This is a genomic window from Massilibacterium senegalense, assembly GCF_001375675.1.
Classification (GTDB): Bacteria; Bacillota; Bacilli; order Bacillales; family Massilibacteriaceae; genus Massilibacterium; species Massilibacterium senegalense.
Genome location: NZ_LN831785.1, coordinates 97,604 through 120,542, shown reverse-complemented (window position 1 = coordinate 120,542; position 22,939 = coordinate 97,604). Strand labels below are relative to the sequence as shown.

Genomic DNA, 22,939 nt, shown 5'->3' with positions numbered 1-22,939 from the left:
ATAAATAAATGTATGACTTGATTCATTTGTTCGTTCGTTAAATAGAGGGCCTATCATGAAGATGTTTCATTACATAAAATAAAAAAAATTATTGAGAATAAATATTTAGTAAATATAATTTTTGAAAAAAATATAGGTTGATCGGTAGATTCCTGCTGCTACAATAGATATAGGAAAAAAATGAATAATATAGAAAATGGGGTAAAAGATATGATAGAGAAAAGAGGTTTATTTGAAGAATTAAAAAAAGATAATCATATATATCCAGAAAATCATATAGAAAACTATTTGAATCCTCAAGAATATTTTCAAGTTCTGTTACAAGAAGCCATTAAAGGATTAAATAAAAAATATGAAATGATGTACAAGGAAGATGATTTTGAAGAACTATATTCATACACAAATGAGTTCATTCAAACGTTAGGGCAAGAACAAAATCAGTATTCCTTACCGCTTTCATCGATATTTTATCGGTACGATCAATATGCTATTCCATTATTTGACCAGCAACGATTATCAAAAATCGAATTAATTACGAATGATAAAGAGCACCGAAAAAATTTCTTTAAATATTTAAAGTTTGAAATGTTAACGTCGGACGAAGTATATTTTATGGTTAGTTTTATTAAACATTCTGGTATCCAATTGTTAATTAGAACATTCGAAGAATTAGAGAAAAGAAATGTGCCTATTTATATTTTGACATCCACTTATTTAAATGTCACAGATCCTGTAGCATTAGAAATATTATTATCTTTTCAAAATGTACAGGTAAAAGTGTATGAAACAAATAATGAATCATTTCATACAAAAGCCTATTTATTTCATCGTTTTAGTGGCTTCAATACTGCTATTATCGGTTCTTCAAATTTATCGCATACTGCTTTAAAAGAAGGATATGAATGGAATATTAAGGTGCCAGATGAAGTTCATTTACCAATATATAAACAAGCTAAAAAAATATTTTTTGAAAAATGGCAAAGTAAACGCGCGGTATTAGTAGATAAACTGTACATTGATTCTTATGAAGAATTTAAACAATATTATCAATCGAAGAAACAACATACTATTAGTTTTCAATATATGAAAGTAGCAGAAAATATTCCAGATGAATCCGTTATTACACCAAATGAAATGCAAAAAAGTGCACTAGAAGCATTAATGGAATCAAGAGAATTAGGAAAGAAGAGAGGACTAATCATTGCTGCCACTGGAACAGGGAAAACATATTTAGCAGCACTAGATGCTCTTACGTGTAAACCGAAACGTTTACTCTTTATCGTGCATCGAGAAGAAATTTTGAATAAAGCATTAGAAACATTTCGTAATGTTTTTGGAACAGAAGTTGAAATGGGGAAACTGACTGGTAAAGATAAAGACTATGATGCACCTTTTTTATTTTCGACCATTCAAACTATTTCAAAAGAAGAAACATTAAAGAAATTTATTAATACTAGTTTTGACTACATTATTGTAGATGAATTTCATCATGCTGCAGCGGGTACGTATAAAAAAGTATTGGAATATTTTGAACCAAAATGGTTACTAGGTTTAACTGCTACGCCAGAAAGAACAGATGGAAACGACATTTTAAAATATTGCGAACATAACATTGTGTATGAAATTAGACTTCGCGATGCTTTAGAACATGAACTACTCGTTCCATTTCATTATTTTGGTGTAAGTGATGATACAGTATCTTATGATGAAATTGAACAAAAAAATGGTAAATTCGTAGAGAAATCACTTGTTCGGGCTTTAAAAACAAACGAGCGGGTAGATTATGTGATTTGTCAAATGGAGAAATATAAATTTGATGGACCCCTAATGAAAGGATTAGGTTTTTGTGCTTCTATTGATCATGCAAAATTTATGTGCCATGCTTTTAATGAAAAAGGATATGCAGCAGAGTACTTAACCGGGGAAGATACGATTACGCATCGGGAGGAAATCATCAAACGATTAGAAAGAGATGAGGACCCGCTATCTATTATTTTTGTGGTTGATATTTTTAATGAAGGGATTGACATCCCGAGTGTTAATTTGTTGCTATTTTTACGTCCAACCGAATCATCCACGATATTTATTCAACAATTAGGTCGTGGTTTAAGAAAGGAAAAAAAGAAAGAATTTGTCACGATTTTAGATTTTATCGGAAATTATGATCGATCTTTTATGATTCCGATGGCCTTATCCGGACAGCTGCATATTAATCGATTTGATAAAAAGGCACTCAGTACGGCAATTTTGAATGAATTTGCTGATTTACCAGCCGGATCGTATGTTGATTTAGATATAATTACGCAAAAACAGTTACTAGATAAAATAGAAAATATCCGATTTGATTCGATGCATATGTTGAAACAAATGTATGAACAAATGAAAATAGATTTAGGTCGGTCACCGGAATTACGTGACTTTTTATATATGGATAATGCACCGTCTCTGTATTTATTTTTAAATAAAAAGAAAACATGGTTGAATATGAAAAAAACAATGAAGGATTTAAATGAAACAGAACAAATATGGATAGAAAATGAAGAAAAATATCATATTATCAAAACGATAGAAGGATTATTTCCAATAAAATGGCCGTATGATGTAGCAATTATTGCTTGTGGTGTAACAAAAAATGAGGTAGATGCCAAGGAAGTACTATCTTTTGTGGAAAATTGGTTTTCAATCGATGGACTTCAAGATGAATCGTATATTGATCATTCGATGAAGCAACTGGAGGAAAAGGGGCTAGGGACAGTTTTGAAAGAAACATTTGCGTTTAGTCATTCATTTTGTGAAGCATTAAAGGAAGAAGTATTTGTTCATTATTTGGAAGAACGGATTGAATATGGTTTGATAGAATTTCAACGTACGTACAAACCACATGTGTTTTTCGAAAATACACACAAATTAGTGCTATATCAAAACTATACTAGAAACGACATTATCTATTTATTTCAAACGGGAAATAAGCCTGGAAGTTGGCGGGAAGGTGTCGCTAGATTTGAGAATCATTATTTCCTATTTGTGAATTTACATAAAGATGAAACGGTTTCTGATCATTTGCAATATAAGGACTACTTTATGGATCAACAATTTTTTCATTGGCAAAGTCAAAACCAAACTTCTCCTGCTTCATCACGTGGAGTAGATTATATTAAGCATCGTGAAAAAGATATTCACATTCATTTGTTTGTCCGGAAATATGAAAGTATGAACGGAATGACGCTTCCTTTTATGTATCTTGGTGAAGGAGAGTATGTGAACCATGAAGGAAGCCAACCAATGAGCATTGTTTGGAAACTACATCATTCCATTCCTGAAGGATTATATATCGATTTTATTCGTTAATAATTGAACAGCTGGAATATCAGCGGGTGCCCAGTCTAGTTCAGTTAAATCTTTTTGAGATACCCATTTTAACATTTTATGTTCTTTTGCAATTGGAGTGCCATTCATAATTTTAGATAAGTATGTAGTTAAGTGAACAATCACTTTTTCGTATTCATGTCTTGTCGTTGTTACTTTTTTTAATACTTGAATCTCACAATCTAATTCTTCTTTTATTTCACGAACGAGTGCGTCTTCTGCTCGTTCGTTTTTTTCTATTTTTCCGCCAGGAAACTCCCAATAAAGAGGTAGTGTCATATTTTCAGAGCGCAGTGCACATAAAATTTCATGCTGTTCATTGACAATAACAGCGCCAACAACGTTGACTTCTTTCATAAAAATATCTTCCTTTCTGTCAATCAATATATCTTCATTGTAGCACATATAAGAAAAAATATTTTATTTCTACTTTTGAACAGAATAAAAATAATAGTTAGATATTACTTACTAGTAACCATTTCTACAAATGACCTACAATTATTTTTTCTTTATACTTAGCTTCCCTTCTTTTGATTTCAGCATGTACGTCATTTATGTAGAGATTTTGTATAGCTTTCAAATTTAAAATAAGCATACACCTTCTTGTAGGTATAAATTCATAATTTTTTACTGTATTTCCATTAAAACAAACTAGATTGTCGGTAAAAGATAGTGTATAATCTCATGAAATATGATAGTTCGAAAATACTAATATTTATTTTCATAAATTACTAAACAATCCAAAAGATGTGTAGAAAATTATTATTTTAAAGGAGTAATTACCTAATATTAACTAAAAAACTAATTTTTTAATGGCTTTATTTTTGGTTTCAATATTAAAGTAAATTTAAGATGAAAATAAATATGAAAGTCGTAAATGAAATGCGTGTGGGAAATGGAAAGGGGGTGTTTGGGGATGACTTATGAATTGGAAACATCATTATCAAAAAAGCAACATGTGTTATGGGTAACGAATAGAAAAGTAGTTGCTTCAATTCCGACTTTTATGAAAATGGAATGGAGCGTTTTACAAATGAACGTAGAAGATATAAGAGTGTTTCATGCGTTAAAAACTTCTACGTTTATTTGTTATGAACAAATTTTTTCTTTACATGAAAATGATTCACTTCAGTTACTTATCAAACAAGCGCAAAAATGGTCTATCCCAATTGTTTCCTTTGTTCGTTCCAAAGAGATGGAAAAAGAAGCTCTTTCTTTCGGTGTTTCAACTGTTATCTACATAGACGATGAGGATGATATTATGCAACAAAAGATGAAACAGATGATTACACAATCGGATTTAAAGTTAAAAAATTCTATTTACGATTCCGTTACAACTGCTTATTCTCGATCTCTATTACCATTCATTTTAAAACATTGCTTTTTAGATGAACGACATGTTTCACAGCCATTTTCTTTCGTATTATGTGAAGTCAGTCCTTTGCAACAACAGGGAATAGATTATGAACAGAGTTTTGTTATGTTTATAAAAAAACAATTACGCACGCGTGATTTAGTTATTCGTTGGGGAGATGGACAATTTCTTCTATTTTTATTTGATTTAAAAAAGAAACATTTAAAAGCAGTGCTAACGCGTATTGCTAAAAAATATTACGAACAATCGGAGGATGAATTTCGTGTTTTTATGATGGCATCTCCTCTTATGAGCGCAGTACAAGATGTAGAACAATACGTAAACAAGATGAATATAGCATTGCAAGCTTTTAAAAAGAATAACAAACGTCGTTTTCAAGTTCAATTGTTGATTCCTAAAATAGAAGAAACAGTGAAAGAAACGTTTCGCATTGCGATTATTCAACGGGATGCATTTACAGAAAAGTTATTAGTGAATTATTTAAAACGAATCAATCCGGAACACTCTGACATCGAAATGCGTGCTTTTGAAAATGGTGCCCAATTTTTAAATGATGAATGGAGCAGAAGTGAGCATCCATATTTAGTGTTAATTGATACGAATGCAACGCAAATGAGTGCGGTAGAATTTGTTACGCGTTTACGAAAATCATATCCAAAATCGCAATACGCAGTGTTCGTTCTAACCAATCGTGTGAACGATGCGGAATTAGTTCATTTATTGCAGCAAGGAATTGATGACTATATTGTAAAACCATTTTCTGTAGAAGAATTACTGACAAAATTAAAACAAATTATCATTGGAGACATTACATGAAGCTACAAATACCAATAGATATTTTATTAGAAGGAGTCTTGTTTTTATTTTCATTTTTGCTTCTTTTTTTTATCGTACTTGCCCAAATAAAACGGAAAAGAATGCGAAAAGAACGGAGACAAGAAAGATGGCAGGCGGAACAGGAAGATGCATTCATAGACTTTTTAGATACGGGGAACTGGTTGATTAAGGAAAATGTACAGAAACAGTGGGAGCAAGAAGCAATTGAAAGCTTTTTTTTAAATTCTCTTGCCACAGTAAATGAACCAATTTATTTACAGAGAATAACAGGTTTCGTAGAAGAAAATTTTGCTGCTACGTATAAAAAAAAATTAGCTAGTCGTTCGTTCACCAAAAGAATGAATACGTTATATCGAATAGAAAAATTTCATTGTACCAGTTTTCAAGAGAACTTATATGAACGATGTGTACAAGCAGATGTGGTAGAGGAAGAAAAAATATTAATGCTACAAATTTTAGCTACTTTTCAAGATCATCGAATTTTTGATGTCATCAATGAAAAAGATTTTTATCTTTCTTCTTTTCATTATTTTGATTTGTTCGAACGAATAGAAGATTCGATTATTCAATATTGGATTCAAACACTTTTTGAAGAAATGAAACTAGATTTTCAATATGCTGTGGTAGAGTATATCGGCAATAAAGGGTGGAGTGAGTATGAATCCTTTTTATTCCGTCTAGCACAATCCGAGGAAACGGAATTACGAATTCGTGCTTATAAATCATTATATTCTTTCCATTATATTCAGGAGATTACACCGTTGTTTCCTTATTTTGAAACAGATATATGGCAAGAAAAAATGTGGCTTTCCAAAATTAGTATGATTCATCACCACGATTATTGCGTTTCTTATTTACGAAAGTGGGTAGCAGATGCGTCTTGGTATGTACGGAGGGCAGCAGCAAGTGCATTATATTCTTATCCAAACGGAAAACAAGAATTAGAAAATATTGCGCAATATAGTGAAGATGCCTTTGCACGTGATGTTGCAATGGAGTGTCTAGAAAGAAGAGGTGGTTAATGTGCAGCAAGTATTACATTGGCTTCAGATATTGGTAGAAATATTTGCTAATATTATTTTTTTATATACATTAATCATCATTGCTACTGTACTTATATTGTTTTTTCTTTCTATCCGACAAGTACGTACCAAATATATGATGGATCAAATAGAACCTTATGATGAATACTTACGGTCTGATTCTACGAAACCTATCTCTATTCTTGTTCCCGCTTTTAATGAAGAAACGGGGATTGTCAGTACAATTCGTTCGGTATTAACAGTTGATTATCCAACGTTCGAAGTGATTGTTATTAATGATGGGTCAACGGATCAAACATTACAAAGCTTAATTGATGCATTTGACATGAAAGAGGTTACCTATCATTACCGAAAACGACTTGAAACAAAACAAGTAGAAAAAGTCTACCAGTCTACTATTTATACGCATTTATACTTGCTTGATAAACAAAATGGGGGAAAAGCCGATGCGTTAAATGCTGGCATGAATGCTAGTCAGTATCCATATATTTGCTCGTTAGATGCCGATTCTATTATTGAACGAAATGCGTTTATTAAAGTAATGAAACCGATTATTGATAGTGGGGATGAAATAATTGGTAGTGGTGGTAGTATCCGAATTGCAAACAATTGTGAGATTGAACGTGGGGAATTAAAAAAAGTAGGATTAAGTTCGAAGTTACTTGTCGTTCATCAGGTCATCGAATATTTGCGAGACTTTTTATTTGGTCGAATCGGGTTCGGTTCGAAAAACTTATTATTAATTGTTTCTGGTGCATTTGGTGTGTTTTCCAAAGAATATTGTATGAGAATTGGTGGGTACCGAACCAATACAATTGGGGAAGATATGGACTTAGTCGTTCGGCTGCATCGATATGTGCGAGATGAAAAATTAAAGAAAAAAATTGTCTATATCCCTGAACCTGTTTGTTGGACAGAAGCACCAGAATCGGTGTTTATTTTACGGAAACAAAGAAATCGTTGGCATCGTGGATTAATGGAAAGCCTTTGGTACAATAAAAAAATGTTTTTAAATCCGAAGTATGGGAAAATAGGATTAATTAGTTTTCCTTATTATTTTTTTATTGAGTTACTTGGACCAATTGTTGAAATGATCGGATATATCATTATTATTTTAGGACCATTTTTAGGGGGGGTGTATATTCAATATTCACTGATCCTCTTTATCTTTATTTTATTATTAGGTTCTCTATTATCGATGTTAGCGATTTTACTAGAAGAGTGGAGCTTTCGTCGCTATGAAAATATCGGGGATTTGTATCGATTATTTTTTGCGAGTATGTTTGAGTCCTTTTGGTACCGTCCGTTAACGACGTTTTTTCGGGTAGAAAGTTTCTTTCAATTAGTGTTGAAAAAACGTACGTGGGGTGAAATGAAGCATAAAGGAGTTTCCAGTGGATGAAGCAAAAACAGAATAAAAGGTTAGTGTTAAGTACGTTACTCATTGTTTGTTTATGTGTTGGAGGGATTTTATTTTTGGGACAACACAAAGATAAGGAATCCAATGGAACAGACGTTTTACGATATGCACAAGTAGGGGAAGAGTATTTACAAATATATAGAGACGAACGTTTTGAAAATATACTTGTAAAAGGTGTGAATCTAGGCGTGACGGCGCCAGGGGGATTTCCTCGTGATGGAAATATTACGAAACAACAATATAAACGTTGGCTAGAACAAATAGGAGAGATGAACGCAAATGTGATCCGAATTTATACGCCGCATCCCCCAGCGTTTTATGAAGCGTTACAAGCATATAATGAAACGGCCAAACAACCATTATATATTTTTCAAGGCGTTTGGATTGATGATAGTTTGCTAGAAGAAAAAAAGAATATGCTTCATGAAGAGATAGTAGATTCTTTTCAGTCTTCTGTTAAAGAAGCGGTAGATATTGTACATGGAAACTATCAAAATAACTATTTATTTCGCGGAGAAGCCTATGAAGCAGATGTTTCTAAGTATGTATTAGGATATGTCGTTGGCATTGAGTGGCCAGAAGAAGTAGTAAGAGAAACAAATGAACAAAATAGACAGGTAAAAGAGTATAAAGGGATGTATGTAGAAACAAAAAAGGCACGACCATTTGAAGTGTCTATCGCCCGACAATTAGATAACATAGTTCGCTACGAAGCAGAACAATATAAAATGATGCATCCGGTGAGCTTTATTAATTGGGTACCGACGGATCCTTTTTCGCATAAAGAAAAAAAAGATGCTGCTTCGATAGAGGATATGGCGATTGTGGCAACAGAAAAGTTTTCTGCTGGTATTTTTACGACCTTTCACGTGTATCCGTATTATCCAGACTTTTTAAATGTAGAAAAAAAATATGTGAATTATAGAAATGAAGCAGGGAAAAAAGATAATTTTGCGGGGTATTTACATGAATTAAAAAAAGAAATAAACCGCCCGATTGTGATTGGGGAATTTGGTGTGCCCTCATCCAGGGGAAGGGCTCATGAAAATGTGCATGGCATGCATCAAGGAAAACTATCAGAAGAAAGGCAAGGAAAAATAAATGCGCAAATGTACCAGGATATTGTATCGGAACATTTCGCGGGTGGTGTATTGTTTGCTTGGCAAGATGAATGGTTTAAACATACGTGGAATACGAGAAAAGTAGACGATCCAGATAGAAGACCATTTTGGTCGAATGTGCAATCGAGTGAAGAACATTATGGATTATTAACGTTTGAGCTACAAAAGAATGGAAAACAATTTCGCCCGGATTGGAAAGATTCGTCTGTTGTAACAATTGCGGATACACCCGATGCATTTTTACAAACGGTTAACATGACATCAGATGCTCGTTACTTGTATGTTCAGTTAGTTTATGCTGATGATTTCGATGTTAAAGAAACAACGTTATTTATGAATACGACGAAAAAAAGTGGTAATACAGAATGGGAGCAACTAACGTTTTCAACTGGTATTGATTTTGTGTTAACGATTAAAAATGAACAATCGATGCGGCTTTTCGTGGATGAATATTATGATCCTTTTACGTATCGATATGGAGTGGAAAAACAATATTTCCCCCTTTCTTCTCTTCCAAAAAAAAATAGTGGCACTTTTGTTCCGTTACGGGAAGCGTTAACCGAACCAAATCGGGCTTTGAATTTGGACTTTGAGTATGCGGAAACTGGTCGATTACAAGCAGAACAAGAAAAAAAGATAAACGGTCCTCTGGATATTTTACTGGATGTGATGATTTCGAAAAACCGTAAAACGGTTGAAATTCGTTTGCCTTGGTCGTTATTAAACGTGGCGGACCCAAGTCAAAAAGTAGTGTTAGGAAATTTGTATAAAGAAGGTTTAGAGAGTCGAGAAAAAATCGATGGCATCCAGGTAGCGTATGCTATTACAAAGAAAAATCGCATGATAGAAACATATCCAGAAATGAAAAGGAATCAAATTAATCTAGCAGAAAGCACACCTTTCACATGGAAAACGTGGAATAAAGTGAGCTATACGGAACGGTTAAAACCTTCGTATGACAAAATGAAAGAAATATTTCAAGATGCTGAGATAAAAGAATAAATGAATGAAAGGAGGCATGGTGGATGAAGCGTCTTATTTGGCCATTTTTATTAATACTTTTGTTATTTTCCCCGCATCTTTATTGGCTGTTGAAACCAGTAATACCGATAGAGATTGCAGTTGTCGATAAAACGGTTCCGAAAAAAGATTACCGGGAACATAGCGGGTTGTTTTGGATTTTGAAAAATGAAAAAATCGTGAAATCAGACGGGGAATTATATGATATTGGTCGTGACTATTTTGGATATGATCCGTACGATCAAAAGCCACTTCCTCCCTATCAAGCAAAACAGCCGCTAGATCTTATTTACATTGCCGATACATATGGCGTTTATAGCAATGATTTGCAAGAAAAACCGGACGGGGAACGGTCGAAGCATATTTATGGTGGAATGGACTTATTAGAATGGAATGCGGTCATGGATAGTAAGGAAAAACAAACGACTTTGATTGCTGAGTTTAATTCCTTTGCAACGCCAACAGATAGAATTGCACGAGACGTGATGCAACAAAATTTAAATATTGAATGGAGCGGTTGGACGGGGCGCTATTTTGCAAATTTAAATAGTGACGAAATCCCTCCATGGTTAATACGCAATTACGAATCGCAGTACAAGAAAAAATGGAAGTTTGACGGTTCAGGTATTGCATTTGTCCATATTTCCGATAAAGTCGTTGTGTTAGATGAAAGTGAAAGTGACGGATTTGTCTCATTTGAATTAACAAACGATGGGGAAAAACAATATAAAAACGTGAGCGCTTCTAAGTATATGTATTGGTTTGATGTTGTAAAACCAATCAACGGAAGTGTTGTAGAAGCGGAGTATAAATTACTATTAACGAAAGAAGGAAAAAAAGAGTTAAAGGACGCAAATATTCCAACAACATTCCCGGCTGTCATTCATCATAACGAAAATAACACATATTACTTTGCGGGAGATTACGCTGACTTTCCAAAACAAGCATTTGCTAAATGGCAAGGGTCCCCGTTATTGTTTTGGGTATTTGCTAATGACGATTCCGCCTTTTATTGGCGGTCTTACGTACCGCTTATGAAGGAAATTTTAGATGATATAAAGGAACAGAAAGAGGGGTGACTCGGTTGAAAGAACAAAAAAAAGAGCGTCGCTGGCTAACATTCTTCATGTGGTTTTTCCTTTTAAGTACATTTGGTGTTGGGGGAGGAATCTTTTTTCTTTTACTTGCTGTTGTCCCGATTGAACAATGGTATACAGATCGTCATTGGTCTCAATATCGAATCGATCAAACGATGAAGTATTACGTATTTGGCTGGGTTATTTTCGGATTTTTCGTTTCTTTTTTATATTACAAATTTGTGCTCCAAAAGAGACGCTGGAAGCTCGGAACTGTTTTTTTACTTAGTTCTATTCTTCTTTGTGGTGCCGGTCTTTATTACTTTTTACATACTGGTTCTGGATTAATTCAACAATCGCAAGGAACAGTGGAAGAAGGAGAACGGTTCACATTTGGACCATATCCAGAAAAAGAAGAGTTGGCACGATTAAAAGAAGAAGGATACGACGGGGTGATTACATTATTAAATCCGACGTTGCCAATTGAACAACCCCTTTTAGAAAAAGAAAAAAAGAATGCTAGTGAAGCAGGTATCACCCTTCATTCCTTACCGATGTTACCTTGGGTAGGTGATAACAGTAAGTCGATTGACGAAGTGAAAAAAATGATTAAACAAGATGATAAAAAATATTATGTTCATTGTTATTTAGGTCGTCACCGAGTAGATGTAATCAAACAAGTCATTAACCAAGAATTAGATCAATCATATAAAATCCTTTTCTTACAACCAACGACGTTTGAACGTGGTAATTTATATCACTTTAATAACCAAACAGTTTTAGTCGGCCCATATCCAACCGATGAAGAATGGTTTACTCGTATTAAACGGGCGGAAGTAAAAGAAGTGGTGTCGTTATTACGAGAAGACCATGCTGATTGGATTGAAAAAGAAAAACAAGTGACTGCTGAAATGAATATGACGTTTACTCCAATACCTCTTAGTAAGGAACCAACATTAGAGGAAATCAAACAAGTAGCAGATTATGTCCAATCACTCGATCATAAAGTGTTTATTCATGGATTTTTTAATCCGAAGGAAAACGAATCAATAGAAGCGTACTTAAGTTGGGGAAAAACATTGCAACGTGCAAACTATTTAACGCTTGAAAGTGGAGATTATCGAAAAATAGGCGAAAAGGTGATTATTGGGTATGCACCAACGGAACGAGATAAAGCGACGCTTGCCAATGTGGGAATAGAATCGTATGTAACGATGGAAGATGAGTCCAACCTTTCTTTATATAAGCAAGTACAAGCAGTAAAAGAAGCCAAACAATTAACGTATTTTATTGTCAACAATCCAGAAACAATGAACCGTTTGGCACAAATGACTACTGGGGTTTTTTACGGTTCAATGACACGTGGAACGGAATTTGAAAATATCACTCTTACACAAGGGCCTTTCATTCGAGAAGAACGAAATTTGGTGATTGGTCCGATGTTAACAGCGGAAGAATATAATTCGTTTGCCGTATCCAAAGGGGTAGCGCAAATCATCTATTTATATTCGTCTAGCCTTGCTTCAGATGACAAAATAGAAGAAGTGAAGCGATTAGCGAAGAAACATCATATTCCAATACATGTCATACCGATGCATAAAGGATATGAAGAAAAATTAGTACCTCTCTTAAATAATGAAAATGGATTAAACTATTTGATGACAGATGCAGAACTAATGCCAACTGTAAAAGAGTTTATTAAGCAATTTTAATCAAAAGTCTTTTATTATTAGGGGGCTTACAGCTCGTTAATGAGGGGGAATCGCCAAGGTTAGTTTACCTTGGCGATTACTTCTTTCAGTGATAAGTCTTTCATGCTATTTATCCGTAGATCAACAGGCGGGAATGTTAAATGTTTCGTTGTTTCGTTTGGAACGATGACGCATTTAACACCAGCATTTTTAGCTGCTTTTGCTCCGTTTACGGAATCTTCAAAAGCGATTGCTTCCGTTGGATGTACCCCAAGACGTTTGACAGCTTTTACATACAAATCTGGATGTGGTTTAATGTTGGTCACATTTTCTCTCGTCATCATGACTTCAAAGTAATGATCAATTTGAAACGGTTGTAAAAAGTTCGAAACCCAATCAATCGAAGAGCTTGTAGCTAGTCCAATTTTTAAGCCATCTTCTTTTGCTTCTTGCAAATAATCTAGTACACCATCGCGCAGTGGCTGTGTTTTCATTAATTCTCGGTGCTTTTCATATGCTTCCATTTTGATTCGTTCATCATCAACGAGATGGCCAACTTTTTTGTGTAAATATTGAAAAAAGTGATGTTCATGTGCTCCGATAAATTGTGAAAACTCCGACTCGGTAAAAGGAATATCGTAAGACGATAGTACATCATAAAAAGCACGATACCAAGTCGATTCTGTATCAATAATTAAACCGTCAAAGTCTAAAATCATCGCTTTAATCATTCGTTTCCTCCTATTTAAAACAAATCGATATGTACTTCCCTTTATTATACGAGTAATCGTAACACTTGGAAAGTTTAGTAACTAGGATGGACAAGAGGAAAATATCAACATGTTTTTTACGAGAGAAAAAGTGGAAACGAAATAATAGAGATAGAAACGAAAGGATGAACATAAAGATGTGGAAAGAGTTCAAAGAGTTTATAACCCGCGGAAATGTCATTGATTTGGCGGTCGGGGTCATTATTGGAGCGGCATTTGGAAAAATCGTCAATTCCTTAGTAGAAGACATTATCATGCCGCCAATAGGATTATTACTAGGAAAAGTAGATTTTACAAACTTATTTATTACGTTATCGGGAGAACATTACAATACGCTTGCAGAAGCGAAAAAAGCAGGAGCAGCAACGATTAATTATGGGCAATTTATTAATACGATTGTGAACTTTCTAATTATCGCGCTTTGTATTTTTATTGTAATTAAACAAGTGAACCATTTAAAAAAAGAAGAACCAAAAGCAGCACCGACAACGAAAGAATGTCCGCATTGTTATTCTGAAATCTCCATAAAAGCAACGCGTTGTCCGAACTGTACGTCTATTTTAACGGAAAATTCAAACGAACCTGTAAAAAGATAAAATATGCCCCCTGTTTCAAAAGGGGGCATTCGTTATGCTTTTACGACTTCTTTTAATAGTTTCCCAGGCTTAAAAGCTGGGACTTTACTTGCTTCGATTTGAATAACTTCACCAGTTTTTGGATTACGTCCTTTTCGTGCCGCTCGAGAACGAACTTCAAAACTACCAAACCCGACAAGTTGAATCGTTTCTCCGTTACGTAACGCTTCTGTAATCGTTTGAAGAACTGCATCGACTACTTCTGTCACATCTTTTTTAGATAAGTGAACTTGTTCGGTTACTTGATGAATTAATTCTGTTTTATTCATTTTTTACTCTCCTCCATTGTTATTCTACTTTCTTATTGTTAGTATGAACAAAAAGGGAGAAAAATATACCAAATAATAGAAAGGTGAGCGATAAAATGGAGAATCTATTCGCGATACGAGAAAATGTGTTGGCATGGGTGCGAGAAGCTGGTGTTGTTTTGTTAGAGAAGGTAAATGGACCATTAAAGATAGAAGAAAAATCATCGGATATTGATTTAGTGACAGATATGGATCTTTGGACGGAATCTTTTTTGTTAGAAAAAATTCAATCGACGTACCCAACGCACACATGTATAACAGAAGAAACAGGTAAAAATCAACAAGTGTCTGATTATGTTTGGATTATCGATCCGATTGATGGAACGACGAACTATGCACACGGTTTTCCGTTTTTTGCAATTTCTATTGCCTTGCAATATAAAGGAGAAACGGTGCTTGGTGTCGTGTATGCACCAAAGTTGAATGAATGTTTTCATTCGATAAAAGGAGAAGGAGCTTACGTTAACGAACAAAAACTTCAAGTATCCGCTCCAAAAGATGTAAAAAAATCATTATTAGCAACAGGTTTTCCTTATGACCGGGCAACCGCAGTGGATAATAACGTGGATCATTTCACTCACATGATGAAGCGAGTACAAGGGATTCGTAGAGCCGGAAGTGCTGCATTAGATTTATGTTATGTGGCAAAAGGAACGTTAGATGGCTATTGGGAAATGAAATTAAAAATATGGGATATTGCAGCAGGTGCATTAATCGTAAAAGAAGCAGGGGGACAGTATCAAGAAAAAGCGTTAGCAACAGGATTTTCTGTGTTAGCAAGTGCTCCTTCTATTTTTCATGATTTGCATGCGGAACTACATTCTATTTTTGAGTAAAGAAAATTCCCTCATTCCTCGCGGGGCAACTGCGAAGAATAAGGGAATTTTTTATTGGACAAATTTTTGTACGGTTTCAATCACTTCTTCATTAGAAAAAGGTTTCATTACAAAATCTTTCACACCAAGTGAAAAACCTTTCATCATTAAATGTTCTTGTCCTTCTTTTTGATACATAATGACGTTTGCATCTGGATCGTACTCTTTGATTAATCGAATGCTTTCAAGATTAGAATGAATCATGACTATGTTTGGATGTGTTTTTTTGTAAACATCGAGTGCATCTGTGCCAGTGTTTGCTTCTCCGACAATATGATATCCCGCTCTCGTTAAGATGTGAGAAAGGGATAAGCGTGAAAACTTGCCTTCATCAACAATTAAAACGCTAGACAAAATGAATTTCACTCCTTGTTTTCTCTATATTCTTTTTAGTAGTATGAGCTTAATACATAATACTATACTATATTTCCCTAAAAAGTCGATATGTTTGTATGAAGAATTCGACAAATTCATACAAAGTTCTTATTTCTTTCATTATACCTATCGAAATATTGTAAATAGTAAAAAGTGCATTCATTATTTCATATTCCATTTAGATACTGTAACAAATTGTATTAAGTTATCAACCTATCTACTATATTTGTTACAATAAGAGATGTACAATGAAGAAAAAATAAAGGAAGAGATCCATGCAACAACGAATTAATTGCATAAAATGTCAATATTATTTCGTTACGTGGGATCGATTTAATCCGAAAGGTTGTCGGGCTTTTGGATTTAAATCACGACAAATCCCGAGCGTAGTAGTAAAACAGAGTTCAGGGCACGATTGCTTTAAATATCTCCCAAAACACAAATAGATTTGTTTGAAGGAGAAGAGAAAAGGGAAATGAGAGAAATACTACAATTTGAATCTTCTATCTCAAGTAAGGTTGTTTACGATGGAATTGGAAGGTATTCAAGGGGGATATGTACGATGACGGATGATATCTTAATGAAACGAGCATTATCAGTAGAAATGTTACGAACTATTTGTGAAGAAAATGAATTTCCATTTGAAACAACAAAAGACTTTACAGAAACACATGAGGAAATTATCGGCCAACAACGAGCGGTAGCAGCGATGGACTTTGGGCTTGCTGTTCGTCAAGAAGGCTATAATTTATTTGTCGTAGGGCCATCTGGAACAGGTAGAACAACATTTACAATGAATAAAATCAATCATTTAGCAAAAACAGAATCGATTCCAAGTGATTGGTGTTATGTATATAATTTTGACAATCCAGACCGTCCTTTAGCGATTCCGTTAAAAGCGGGGGAAGGTCATATTTTTCAAGAAGAAGTAACAAATTTATTGAAAGATATTGAGCGGGAAGTTCGTCGTGTGTTCACTGGGGATGAGTATGAACATAAACGTCGGGAAATTTTAAAACAATATGAAGAAGAATCAGAAGAATTATGGACCAATCTAGAAAACTTTGCCCGTGATAAAAATTTTATGATTGAAAGAACACCTGCTGGGATTAACTCGTATCCATTACAATTAGGAGGACGTCCTTTAAGTCAACAAGAATACCAAGCACTACCAGAAAAAATAAAGGAAACATTAAAGCAACGTGGCAAAGATATCGAAAAAGAAGTGGAAAAAACGATTCGCGAAATACAAAAAATTGAACGCGAAGCGAAAAAAACGTTTGACCAATTCCAAAAAGAGACGGCAGAGTATTCGGTTAATCACTTATTTGAACCACTTCTTTTAAAATATGAATCCGAACAAAAAGTGATTCAATACTTACAAGATTACAAAAAAGACGTCATTTTACATTATGATTTGTTTCTTAAAAAAGAAGAGGATGCGCCGAATTTATTAGCACTTCTTGCGACAAAATCGACCGATGATTTAAAACGGTATGAAGTAAACGTATTAGTCGATCATCGAAAACAAGAAGGAGCACCCGTCATGTATGAAGCGAATCCTATTTATAATAACTTACTAGGAAAAATTGAGTATAAAGGAACGCTAGGTAACTGGGTAACTGATTTTACGCACATTAAGCCAGGTGCTTTTCATCAATCGAATGGCGGTTATTTAATTATTCAAGCAATGGAACTTTTACGAAATCCATATGCATGGGATGTGTTAAAACGTGCATTAAAAACAGGAGTAATTCAAATAGAGAGCATGATAGAAGATCGCAGTGCGATTGCAACGACAGGATTAAAACCAGAACCAATTCCATTTAATACAAAAGTTATTTTAATCGGTCCTCCGCATTTATACAATGCGTTATCGATGTGGGATGAAGATTTCCATAAATTATTTAAAGTAAAAGTAGAATTTGATATCGAAATGGAACGGAATAAAGAACACTATCAGAAAATGGCTTCTTTCGTAAAAAATTATTCCGAACAACAAAATCTTTTACCATTCCATCGCCGTGCGTTAGCCCAAATTGTAGATTATAGTACCCGTCTTGTATCGGATCAACGGAAACTTTCTACAAGATTTCAAGAGATTACGAAAGTATTAGTGGAATCCAGTTATTGGGCGCAAAAGGAAAATGCTCCTTATGTGGATAAAGAGCATATTTCAAAAGCATTGCAAGAACAACGCCATCGCTCGAATCGGATAGACGAAAAAATTCGTGAAATGATTGCGGACGGTAGTATTATGGTGGATACAATTGGTGAAAGAGTGGGGCAAATTAACGGCTTAGCAGTCGTTGGTGGATTTGATTATGCCTTTGGTGTCCCAAGTAGAATTACGGCTCAAACATATGTTGGTCCACGCGGGATTATTAATATTGAGCGGGAAACAGCATTGAGTGGAGAAATTCATTCCAAAGGGCTAATGATTTTAAGTGGTTATTTATCGGGAACATTTGCACAAAACAAACCATTGCCTTTATCTGCAAGTATTACATTTGAACAAACATATAACATGGTAGATGGTGACAGTGCTTCAAGTACGGAATTGTATGTCTTATTATCTTCCCTTGCAAAAGCGCCAATTCGTCAAGGAATTGCAGTTACCGGGAGTGTTAACCAATGGGGTGAAATTCAACCAATTGGCGGAGTAAATGAAAAAATCGAAGGCTATTTTTATGTTTGTAAACAAAAAGGATTAACGGGAGAACAAGGTGTTATTATTCCGCATCAAAATATCCGTAATTTAATGTTAAATGATGACGTCATAGAAGCAGTAAAACAAGGACTTTTTCACATTTATTCTGTGAAAAATGTATCGGAAGGTATTGAAATTTTAACAGGTTTAAAAGCAGGTGCGGAAAAAGTCCAAGAAGGTATTTTTGAAAAAGATACGATTTATGGACGCGTGGCTGAACGGTTAAATAAAATGTACAAATCTGCGATTATTAGTGAATCAGATAAACAAAAAAATATTAAAAAAGAAGCGGAAAAAGTCGATACAAATGACTTACCGACAATCGATAAAAAATAAGCAAGGGGGGTATTCCCCTTGCTTATTTTATTTCACTTTTTGTTGGCACAATCGCTACACCAAGCACATATGCTAGTAAAATAGGGAGAAAGCCAGTAGCAAACATCAAAGCAACTAAGGCAATTCGAAGAATCGTAGGGTCGATATTTAAATAATCACCTAATCCACCACAAATCCCTGCTAACATTCGATTTTCTTCTGAACGATATAATTTTTTCATAAAAAATCCCTCCTACTAACCTATACCCGAATATACGGATGATAACAAAAAAAGGTGTCAATGATTCATAGGAATGGAAGAATAATGTCTTATTTTTGACTATTTTCTTTAGTCCGTAAGCCAGTGATTACTTTCCAGTTTTGATTCGTTGTTGCTTGGACATCTGGGTGTTTTTCAAAATAATTTGCAATTAATTCCGTCATGTCGATTGGGATATCTCGAATAGGTGTTGCATAATGGAACATAAAATAACTTCCACCACCGACTGCTCGGTAATTATTCATAACGACTTTATAGTGTTGATTCATTTCCACTGGTTTTCCTTTATACATAAGAGACGTAATTCGTTGCCCTACTGGTTTCGTCACGTCAATGACATAATCAACCCCTTCCCACATGTCATAGTTGTAGTGTTGCGGTTTAGGATATAAAAATTCATTGCTTACTTTTATTTGCCCATTTTTATCCGTAAAATAAGAAGCGCTCCGTTCTAAGGCTGCTCTCATAATGGAACCACTGATTGATACTACTTTTAATGAGTTTGGATAAATATAATTGGATACAATTTCACGCATTGTCACGTGATTAGAGAGTCCTTTTGCTTCATTATCAAATAGGGCGGTACAGGAAATGTCGACCTCTGCTACTTCCATTTGCACACGGTTAATAAATTCAATGAATGGGTGTTCTTTTAAACGAGTTTGAAATGGGTGGTCAATCCGCATCGAACCTTGTACGTTGCCAATTGGCGTATCAAGCCATTTTTGTGTATCATTTTCTTCTTTTTGTACAAGCGATAAAAGGGATGCAGAAGCTTGGACATTTTCGACACTAAGAAGTTCACTTTGTTTATTCGTAATAATCCATTGATTTTGTTGTTTTGTGAGTTCAATCGTTACTTTTCCTAATTGCTCTCCTTTACTTCCAGGTTGCACAACGATGACCCCATTCACTATTTTCCCGGCAATTTTTCGATGTTGATGTCCCGTTAACAATACGTCAATTCCGAAAATAGAACGGCAAATTTCTATTCCTTGATTTTCTCCGTTACATTCTTCTTCTGGTTCATAATCATCTAAGGAAGCTTCAAATCCGCCATGATAAGAAACAATCATCACGTCTGGCTGTTCATGATGGTGAATGAAGTCCACCCATTCTTCTAATGCTTTTTTTGCATTTTTAAAAGATAATGCTTCAATATGCTTTGGGTTTTCCCAGTTCGGAATAAAATGGGTAGTTGCTCCTAAAATACACACTTTTATGTCTGCTATTTGTTTGATTATATAAGGTTTTCCGAAATAAGGTTCACTTGTTTCTTTGTTTAAAATATTACAAGAAAGAAAAGGAAAATGAGCTTCATGCTCCATTTCATGAAGAACGTTCATCCCATAATTAAATTCATGATTCCCTAAAATACAAGCATCATAGTTTAATGCATTCATTGTTTTCACAATGGGATGTTGTGAGCATGTTTTTTGTTTGACATGATGGTACATTAACGGAGTTCCTTGCGAAACATCCCCGTTATCAATTAATAACACATGCTCATGATTACGCCGTTGTTGTTCGATAAGCGTTGCAATTTTTCCTAAACCCCAATCCCGTTCTGTTAAATCAGCATAATGATATGGAAAAATAACACCATGAATATCACTTGTTTGTAAAATAACAATTTCTTTTTTTGTCAATGGGAGCCACTCGCTTTCCAGAAGTCTTTGTTTGCAATATAGCAATTTTATCCGTTTTTCGCAATAAGGTAAAATTCAAAAAATTTACTGTACCTTTATATTATCTTAACAAATGCGACAAAATACCTTATTATAGTAAAAAGTAAGACATATGTAATAGAATTTCAATCTTGCGTAGCAAACAAAAAGATGAAGAGACGTAACGTGTATTTTCGGAGATGCATGCATAGCGTAAAGGAAGAGTCGCAAAGAGCAGAGGTAAAAAAATGATTGTTCTAAAAAATGTGACGCAACAAGAAAAGAATGGCGTCTGTCTTTTTGAAAATATGTACGGAACTCCGATAAGTGGAAAATCATTGTTTCTTCAAGTTTTAGCAGGCCTTGCTTCTTTATGAGAAGGAGATATTATGATGGATGGAAAGTCCATCGTTTGCAATAAAAAAATAAATGGTATATAAAAATAAAAAAAATATTTGAAGGTCCACCATTTGTAAAAGAATACATAGAGCAACAACCGTCAAAATTTGTTTCACCTGTTTATATGAAAGTTGATGAATTGGTACGAAAACAAAAACGAATGGAGCTTTCTATTGCTTTAACCGCAGGAACAAACGTGGTATTAATGGATAATCCTACCTGTTTTTTTGATACAAACGGATGGAAAAGTTGCATGGATTATCTGTCAAAAGTAAATAAACAATATAATGTGACGATTATCGTAGATATCGATACGTTTGAGATAGCCAAGAAATATGTGCAGCGAATCATTGCTTTAAAAAATGGGGAAGTTGTATTAGATGAAGAGGTAGAAGAGATACCAGTAGAAATGGTGGATGCAATAAACTCAAAGCAATCACTCGTAGTCTATGAATAAAGGAAAGATTATTTCCAAAATAGTCTGAATAATGACTAGATTTGTGATAAAATCATAAAAGGGGTGATACATAATGTCAAAACAAGTAGTCAAAACAACAAATGCACCAGGTGCGATTGGTCCATATTCACAAGGATTAGTAGTAGGACCTTTTGTGTATACGTCTGGTCAAATTCCATTACACCCAGAAACGGGAGAAATGGCAAGTACAATTGAAGAACAAACAAAACAATCGTTAAACAACGTAAAAGCTATTTTAGAACAAGCAGGTGCAACGATGGACCAAGTCGTAAAGACTGTTGTTTTTTTACAAGATTTAGCGGATTTTGATAAAATGAACGAAGTATATGCGACTTATTTCGGGGAAATTGCACCAACGCGTAGTTGTGTTCAAGTAGCACGCTTACCGAAAGATGCAAAAGTAGAAATAGAAGCAATTGCTTATTTAGGCTAAAAAGAATCTTGTTTTTTAACAAGATTCTTTTTTTATTCAAACTGCGAATATGAAAAAATGAAAGATTGGAGTGTTTGACATGTTTCTGTCTAAAGTAGATGATGATTTGTCCCTAAAACTAATAGAATTAAGAGATGCAGAAAGGATATTTGAATTAACGAATCAATCAAGAGCTTATTTAACTTCCCTGCGAAAGAAGTCTCCCACTTCTAAACGTGAAGGTGCGGCAACACCAGTGAAAGTGGGAGATGAACTTCGGTTAGGCGCAGCCTAAAGTTGTTTCCTTTTTTTGTACTATGATATAATCAGTCTTAGATAATAGAAAGGATGTTTTATTAATGAAATTAGACAATAATAATCACTCAGTATTCCTATTGTATTATCATCTTGTTCTGGTCGTAAAATATCGTAGAAAAGTGATAGACGTTGCCATATCTGACTATGCGAAAGATATGTTTGTTCGATTGGGCGAAAATTACAATATTTCCTTAGTCGAATGGAATCACGATATGGATTATGTGCATATTTTGTTCAAAGCACATCCGAATACTGAAATGTCAAAGTTCATCAACGCTTATAAAAGCGCAAGTTCACGACTTATCAAAAAGCATTTTCCACAGGTGAAAAAGAAACTGTGGAAAGAGTATTTTTGGTCAAGGAGTTTTTGCTTACTTACAACTGGTGATGCATCCATTGAAGTGATAAAGAAATATATAGAAAGTCAAGGTGTAAAGTGAGGTGATTC

The 22,939-nt window shown here is 34.4% G+C and carries 21 protein-coding genes; 15 read left to right on the top strand and 6 right to left on the bottom strand.

From position 1 onward, the window contains the following. Window positions 1–210 precede the first annotated feature (210 nt). A complete protein-coding gene (locus BN1372_RS01355; RefSeq protein WP_062197432.1) occupies window positions 211–3,348 on the top strand; it encodes a DUF3427 domain-containing protein in 3,138 nt (1,045 codons plus the stop codon). On the opposite strand, the gene BN1372_RS01350 is transcribed toward BN1372_RS01355, so the two are convergent. Further along, window positions 3,325–3,723, bottom strand: a complete 399-nt coding sequence (locus tag BN1372_RS01350) for a (deoxy)nucleoside triphosphate pyrophosphohydrolase (RefSeq protein ID WP_062197107.1) — start codon at window positions 3,721–3,723, stop codon at window positions 3,325–3,327. The two genes, BN1372_RS01355 and BN1372_RS01350, sit on opposite strands and share 24 nt — an antisense overlap. A 559-nt stretch (window positions 3,724–4,282) precedes the next feature. On the opposite strand from BN1372_RS01350, the gene BN1372_RS01345 reads away from it, so the two are divergent. Genes BN1372_RS01345 through BN1372_RS01320 form a run of 6 tightly spaced genes read left to right on the top strand, consistent with a single transcriptional unit; the run spans window position 4,283 to window position 12,970 of the window. After that, a complete protein-coding gene (locus BN1372_RS01345) occupies window positions 4,283–5,557 on the top strand; it encodes a response regulator (protein WP_062197106.1) in 1,275 nt (424 codons plus the stop codon). After that, window positions 5,554–6,600 (top strand): HEAT repeat domain-containing protein, encoded by a 1,047-nt coding sequence (locus tag BN1372_RS01340; protein ID WP_062197105.1) that lies wholly within the window; start codon window positions 5,554–5,556, stop codon window positions 6,598–6,600. The genes BN1372_RS01345 and BN1372_RS01340 overlap by 4 nt, the downstream gene beginning before the upstream one ends. A 31-nt stretch (window positions 6,601–6,631) precedes the next feature. Beyond that, on the top strand, window positions 6,632–8,023 hold the full coding sequence (locus BN1372_RS01335) for a glycosyltransferase family 2 protein (protein ID WP_062197431.1): 1,392 nt from the start codon (window positions 6,632–6,634) through the stop codon (window positions 8,021–8,023). After that, window positions 8,020–10,164 (top strand): hypothetical protein, encoded by a 2,145-nt coding sequence (locus BN1372_RS01330; protein ID WP_062197104.1) that lies wholly within the window; start codon window positions 8,020–8,022, stop codon window positions 10,162–10,164. The genes BN1372_RS01335 and BN1372_RS01330 overlap by 4 nt, the downstream gene beginning before the upstream one ends. A gap of 23 nt (window positions 10,165–10,187) precedes the next feature. Further along, window positions 10,188–11,261, top strand: coding sequence for a hypothetical protein (locus BN1372_RS01325; RefSeq protein ID WP_062197103.1), 1,074 nt, complete (start codon window positions 10,188–10,190; stop codon window positions 11,259–11,261). 5 nt (window positions 11,262–11,266) lie between these two features. Next, a complete protein-coding gene (locus BN1372_RS01320; RefSeq protein WP_062197102.1) occupies window positions 11,267–12,970 on the top strand; it encodes an MFS transporter in 1,704 nt (567 codons plus the stop codon). A gap of 59 nt (window positions 12,971–13,029) precedes the next feature. Here the strand turns inward: BN1372_RS01320 and BN1372_RS01315 are convergent, their stop codons facing one another. Further along, window positions 13,030–13,680 (bottom strand): HAD family hydrolase, encoded by a 651-nt coding sequence (locus tag BN1372_RS01315; RefSeq protein WP_062197101.1) that lies wholly within the window; start codon window positions 13,678–13,680, stop codon window positions 13,030–13,032. Between the two features lie 176 nt (window positions 13,681–13,856). Here BN1372_RS01315 and mscL point away from each other — a divergent pair, with 176 nt between their 5' ends. Then, window positions 13,857–14,315: a large conductance mechanosensitive channel protein MscL gene (gene mscL / locus BN1372_RS01310; protein ID WP_062197100.1), complete on the top strand. Its 459-nt coding sequence runs from the start codon at window positions 13,857–13,859 to the stop codon at window positions 14,313–14,315. 32 nt (window positions 14,316–14,347) lie between these two features. Here the strand turns inward: mscL and BN1372_RS01305 are convergent, their stop codons facing one another. Further along, the gene (locus tag BN1372_RS01305) at window positions 14,348–14,623 is read right to left on the bottom strand and encodes an HU family DNA-binding protein (RefSeq protein ID WP_062197099.1); all 276 of its coding nucleotides are present in this window, start codon (window positions 14,621–14,623) and stop codon (window positions 14,348–14,350) included. Window positions 14,624–14,718: 95 nt separating this feature from the next. Here BN1372_RS01305 and BN1372_RS01300 point away from each other — a divergent pair, with 95 nt between their 5' ends. Continuing rightward, window positions 14,719–15,498, top strand: a complete 780-nt coding sequence (locus BN1372_RS01300; protein WP_062197098.1) for an inositol monophosphatase family protein — start codon at window positions 14,719–14,721, stop codon at window positions 15,496–15,498. Between the two features lie 51 nt (window positions 15,499–15,549). On the opposite strand, the gene BN1372_RS01295 is transcribed toward BN1372_RS01300, so the two are convergent. Then, window positions 15,550–15,891 (bottom strand): response regulator, encoded by a 342-nt coding sequence (locus BN1372_RS01295; RefSeq protein WP_062197097.1) that lies wholly within the window; start codon window positions 15,889–15,891, stop codon window positions 15,550–15,552. Between the two features lie 583 nt (window positions 15,892–16,474). On the opposite strand from BN1372_RS01295, the gene BN1372_RS01290 reads away from it, so the two are divergent. After that, window positions 16,475–18,958: an ATP-binding protein gene (locus BN1372_RS01290; RefSeq protein ID WP_082418901.1), complete on the top strand. Its 2,484-nt coding sequence runs from the start codon at window positions 16,475–16,477 to the stop codon at window positions 18,956–18,958. A gap of 22 nt (window positions 18,959–18,980) precedes the next feature. Here the strand turns inward: BN1372_RS01290 and BN1372_RS01285 are convergent, their stop codons facing one another. Then, the gene (locus BN1372_RS01285; RefSeq protein WP_062197096.1) at window positions 18,981–19,178 is read right to left on the bottom strand and encodes a PspC domain-containing protein; all 198 of its coding nucleotides are present in this window, start codon (window positions 19,176–19,178) and stop codon (window positions 18,981–18,983) included. An 89-nt stretch (window positions 19,179–19,267) separates the two neighbouring features. Continuing rightward, window positions 19,268–20,866 (bottom strand): bifunctional metallophosphatase/5'-nucleotidase, encoded by a 1,599-nt coding sequence (locus tag BN1372_RS01280; protein WP_074018090.1) that lies wholly within the window; start codon window positions 20,864–20,866, stop codon window positions 19,268–19,270. Between the two features lie 266 nt (window positions 20,867–21,132). Here BN1372_RS01280 and BN1372_RS15645 point away from each other — a divergent pair, with 266 nt between their 5' ends. From BN1372_RS15645 to tnpA, 5 genes are all read left to right on the top strand, one after another. Next, the gene (locus tag BN1372_RS15645) at window positions 21,133–21,261 is read left to right on the top strand and encodes a hypothetical protein (RefSeq protein ID WP_267902235.1); all 129 of its coding nucleotides are present in this window, start codon (window positions 21,133–21,135) and stop codon (window positions 21,259–21,261) included. Window positions 21,262–21,422: 161 nt separating this feature from the next. Further along, entirely contained in the window at window positions 21,423–21,740 is a 318-nt protein-coding gene (locus BN1372_RS01275; protein ID WP_147515310.1) for an ATP-binding cassette domain-containing protein, read from the top strand. A gap of 73 nt (window positions 21,741–21,813) precedes the next feature. Further along, entirely contained in the window at window positions 21,814–22,194 is a 381-nt protein-coding gene (locus BN1372_RS01270) for a RidA family protein (RefSeq protein WP_062197093.1), read from the top strand. Window positions 22,195–22,273: 79 nt separating this feature from the next. Next, a complete protein-coding gene (locus BN1372_RS15790) occupies window positions 22,274–22,468 on the top strand; it encodes a hypothetical protein (RefSeq protein WP_062197092.1) in 195 nt (64 codons plus the stop codon). A 64-nt stretch (window positions 22,469–22,532) separates the two neighbouring features. Further along, window positions 22,533–22,931, top strand: a complete 399-nt coding sequence (tnpA, locus tag BN1372_RS01260) for an IS200/IS605 family transposase (protein ID WP_062197091.1) — start codon at window positions 22,533–22,535, stop codon at window positions 22,929–22,931. Window positions 22,932–22,939 lie beyond the last annotated feature (8 nt).

Coding starts and splice junctions, on each gene's coding strand:
- BN1372_RS01355 (WP_062197432.1), top strand. CDS start 211: ATGATAGAGAAAAGAGGTTTATTTGAAGAATTAAAAAAAGATAATCAT.
- BN1372_RS01350 (WP_062197107.1), bottom strand. CDS start 3,723: ATGAAAGAAGTCAACGTTGTTGGCGCTGTTATTGTCAATGAACAGCAT.
- BN1372_RS01345 (WP_062197106.1), top strand. CDS start 4,283: ATGACTTATGAATTGGAAACATCATTATCAAAAAAGCAACATGTGTTA.
- BN1372_RS01340 (WP_062197105.1), top strand. CDS start 5,554: ATGAAGCTACAAATACCAATAGATATTTTATTAGAAGGAGTCTTGTTT.
- BN1372_RS01330 (WP_062197104.1), top strand. CDS start 8,020: ATGAAGCAAAAACAGAATAAAAGGTTAGTGTTAAGTACGTTACTCATT.
- BN1372_RS01325 (WP_062197103.1), top strand. CDS start 10,188: ATGAAGCGTCTTATTTGGCCATTTTTATTAATACTTTTGTTATTTTCC.
- BN1372_RS01315 (WP_062197101.1), bottom strand. CDS start 13,680: ATGATTAAAGCGATGATTTTAGACTTTGACGGTTTAATTATTGATACA.
- mscL (WP_062197100.1), top strand. CDS start 13,857: ATGTGGAAAGAGTTCAAAGAGTTTATAACCCGCGGAAATGTCATTGAT.
- BN1372_RS01305 (WP_062197099.1), bottom strand. CDS start 14,623: ATGAATAAAACAGAATTAATTCATCAAGTAACCGAACAAGTTCACTTA.
- BN1372_RS01300 (WP_062197098.1), top strand. CDS start 14,719: ATGGAGAATCTATTCGCGATACGAGAAAATGTGTTGGCATGGGTGCGA.
- BN1372_RS01290 (WP_082418901.1), top strand. CDS start 16,475: ATGACGGATGATATCTTAATGAAACGAGCATTATCAGTAGAAATGTTA.
- BN1372_RS01285 (WP_062197096.1), bottom strand. CDS start 19,178: ATGAAAAAATTATATCGTTCAGAAGAAAATCGAATGTTAGCAGGGATT.
- BN1372_RS15645 (WP_267902235.1), top strand. CDS start 21,133: ATGATTGTTCTAAAAAATGTGACGCAACAAGAAAAGAATGGCGTCTGT.
- BN1372_RS01270 (WP_062197093.1), top strand. CDS start 21,814: ATGTCAAAACAAGTAGTCAAAACAACAAATGCACCAGGTGCGATTGGT.
- BN1372_RS15790 (WP_062197092.1), top strand. CDS start 22,274: ATGTTTCTGTCTAAAGTAGATGATGATTTGTCCCTAAAACTAATAGAA.
- tnpA (WP_062197091.1), top strand. CDS start 22,533: ATGAAATTAGACAATAATAATCACTCAGTATTCCTATTGTATTATCAT.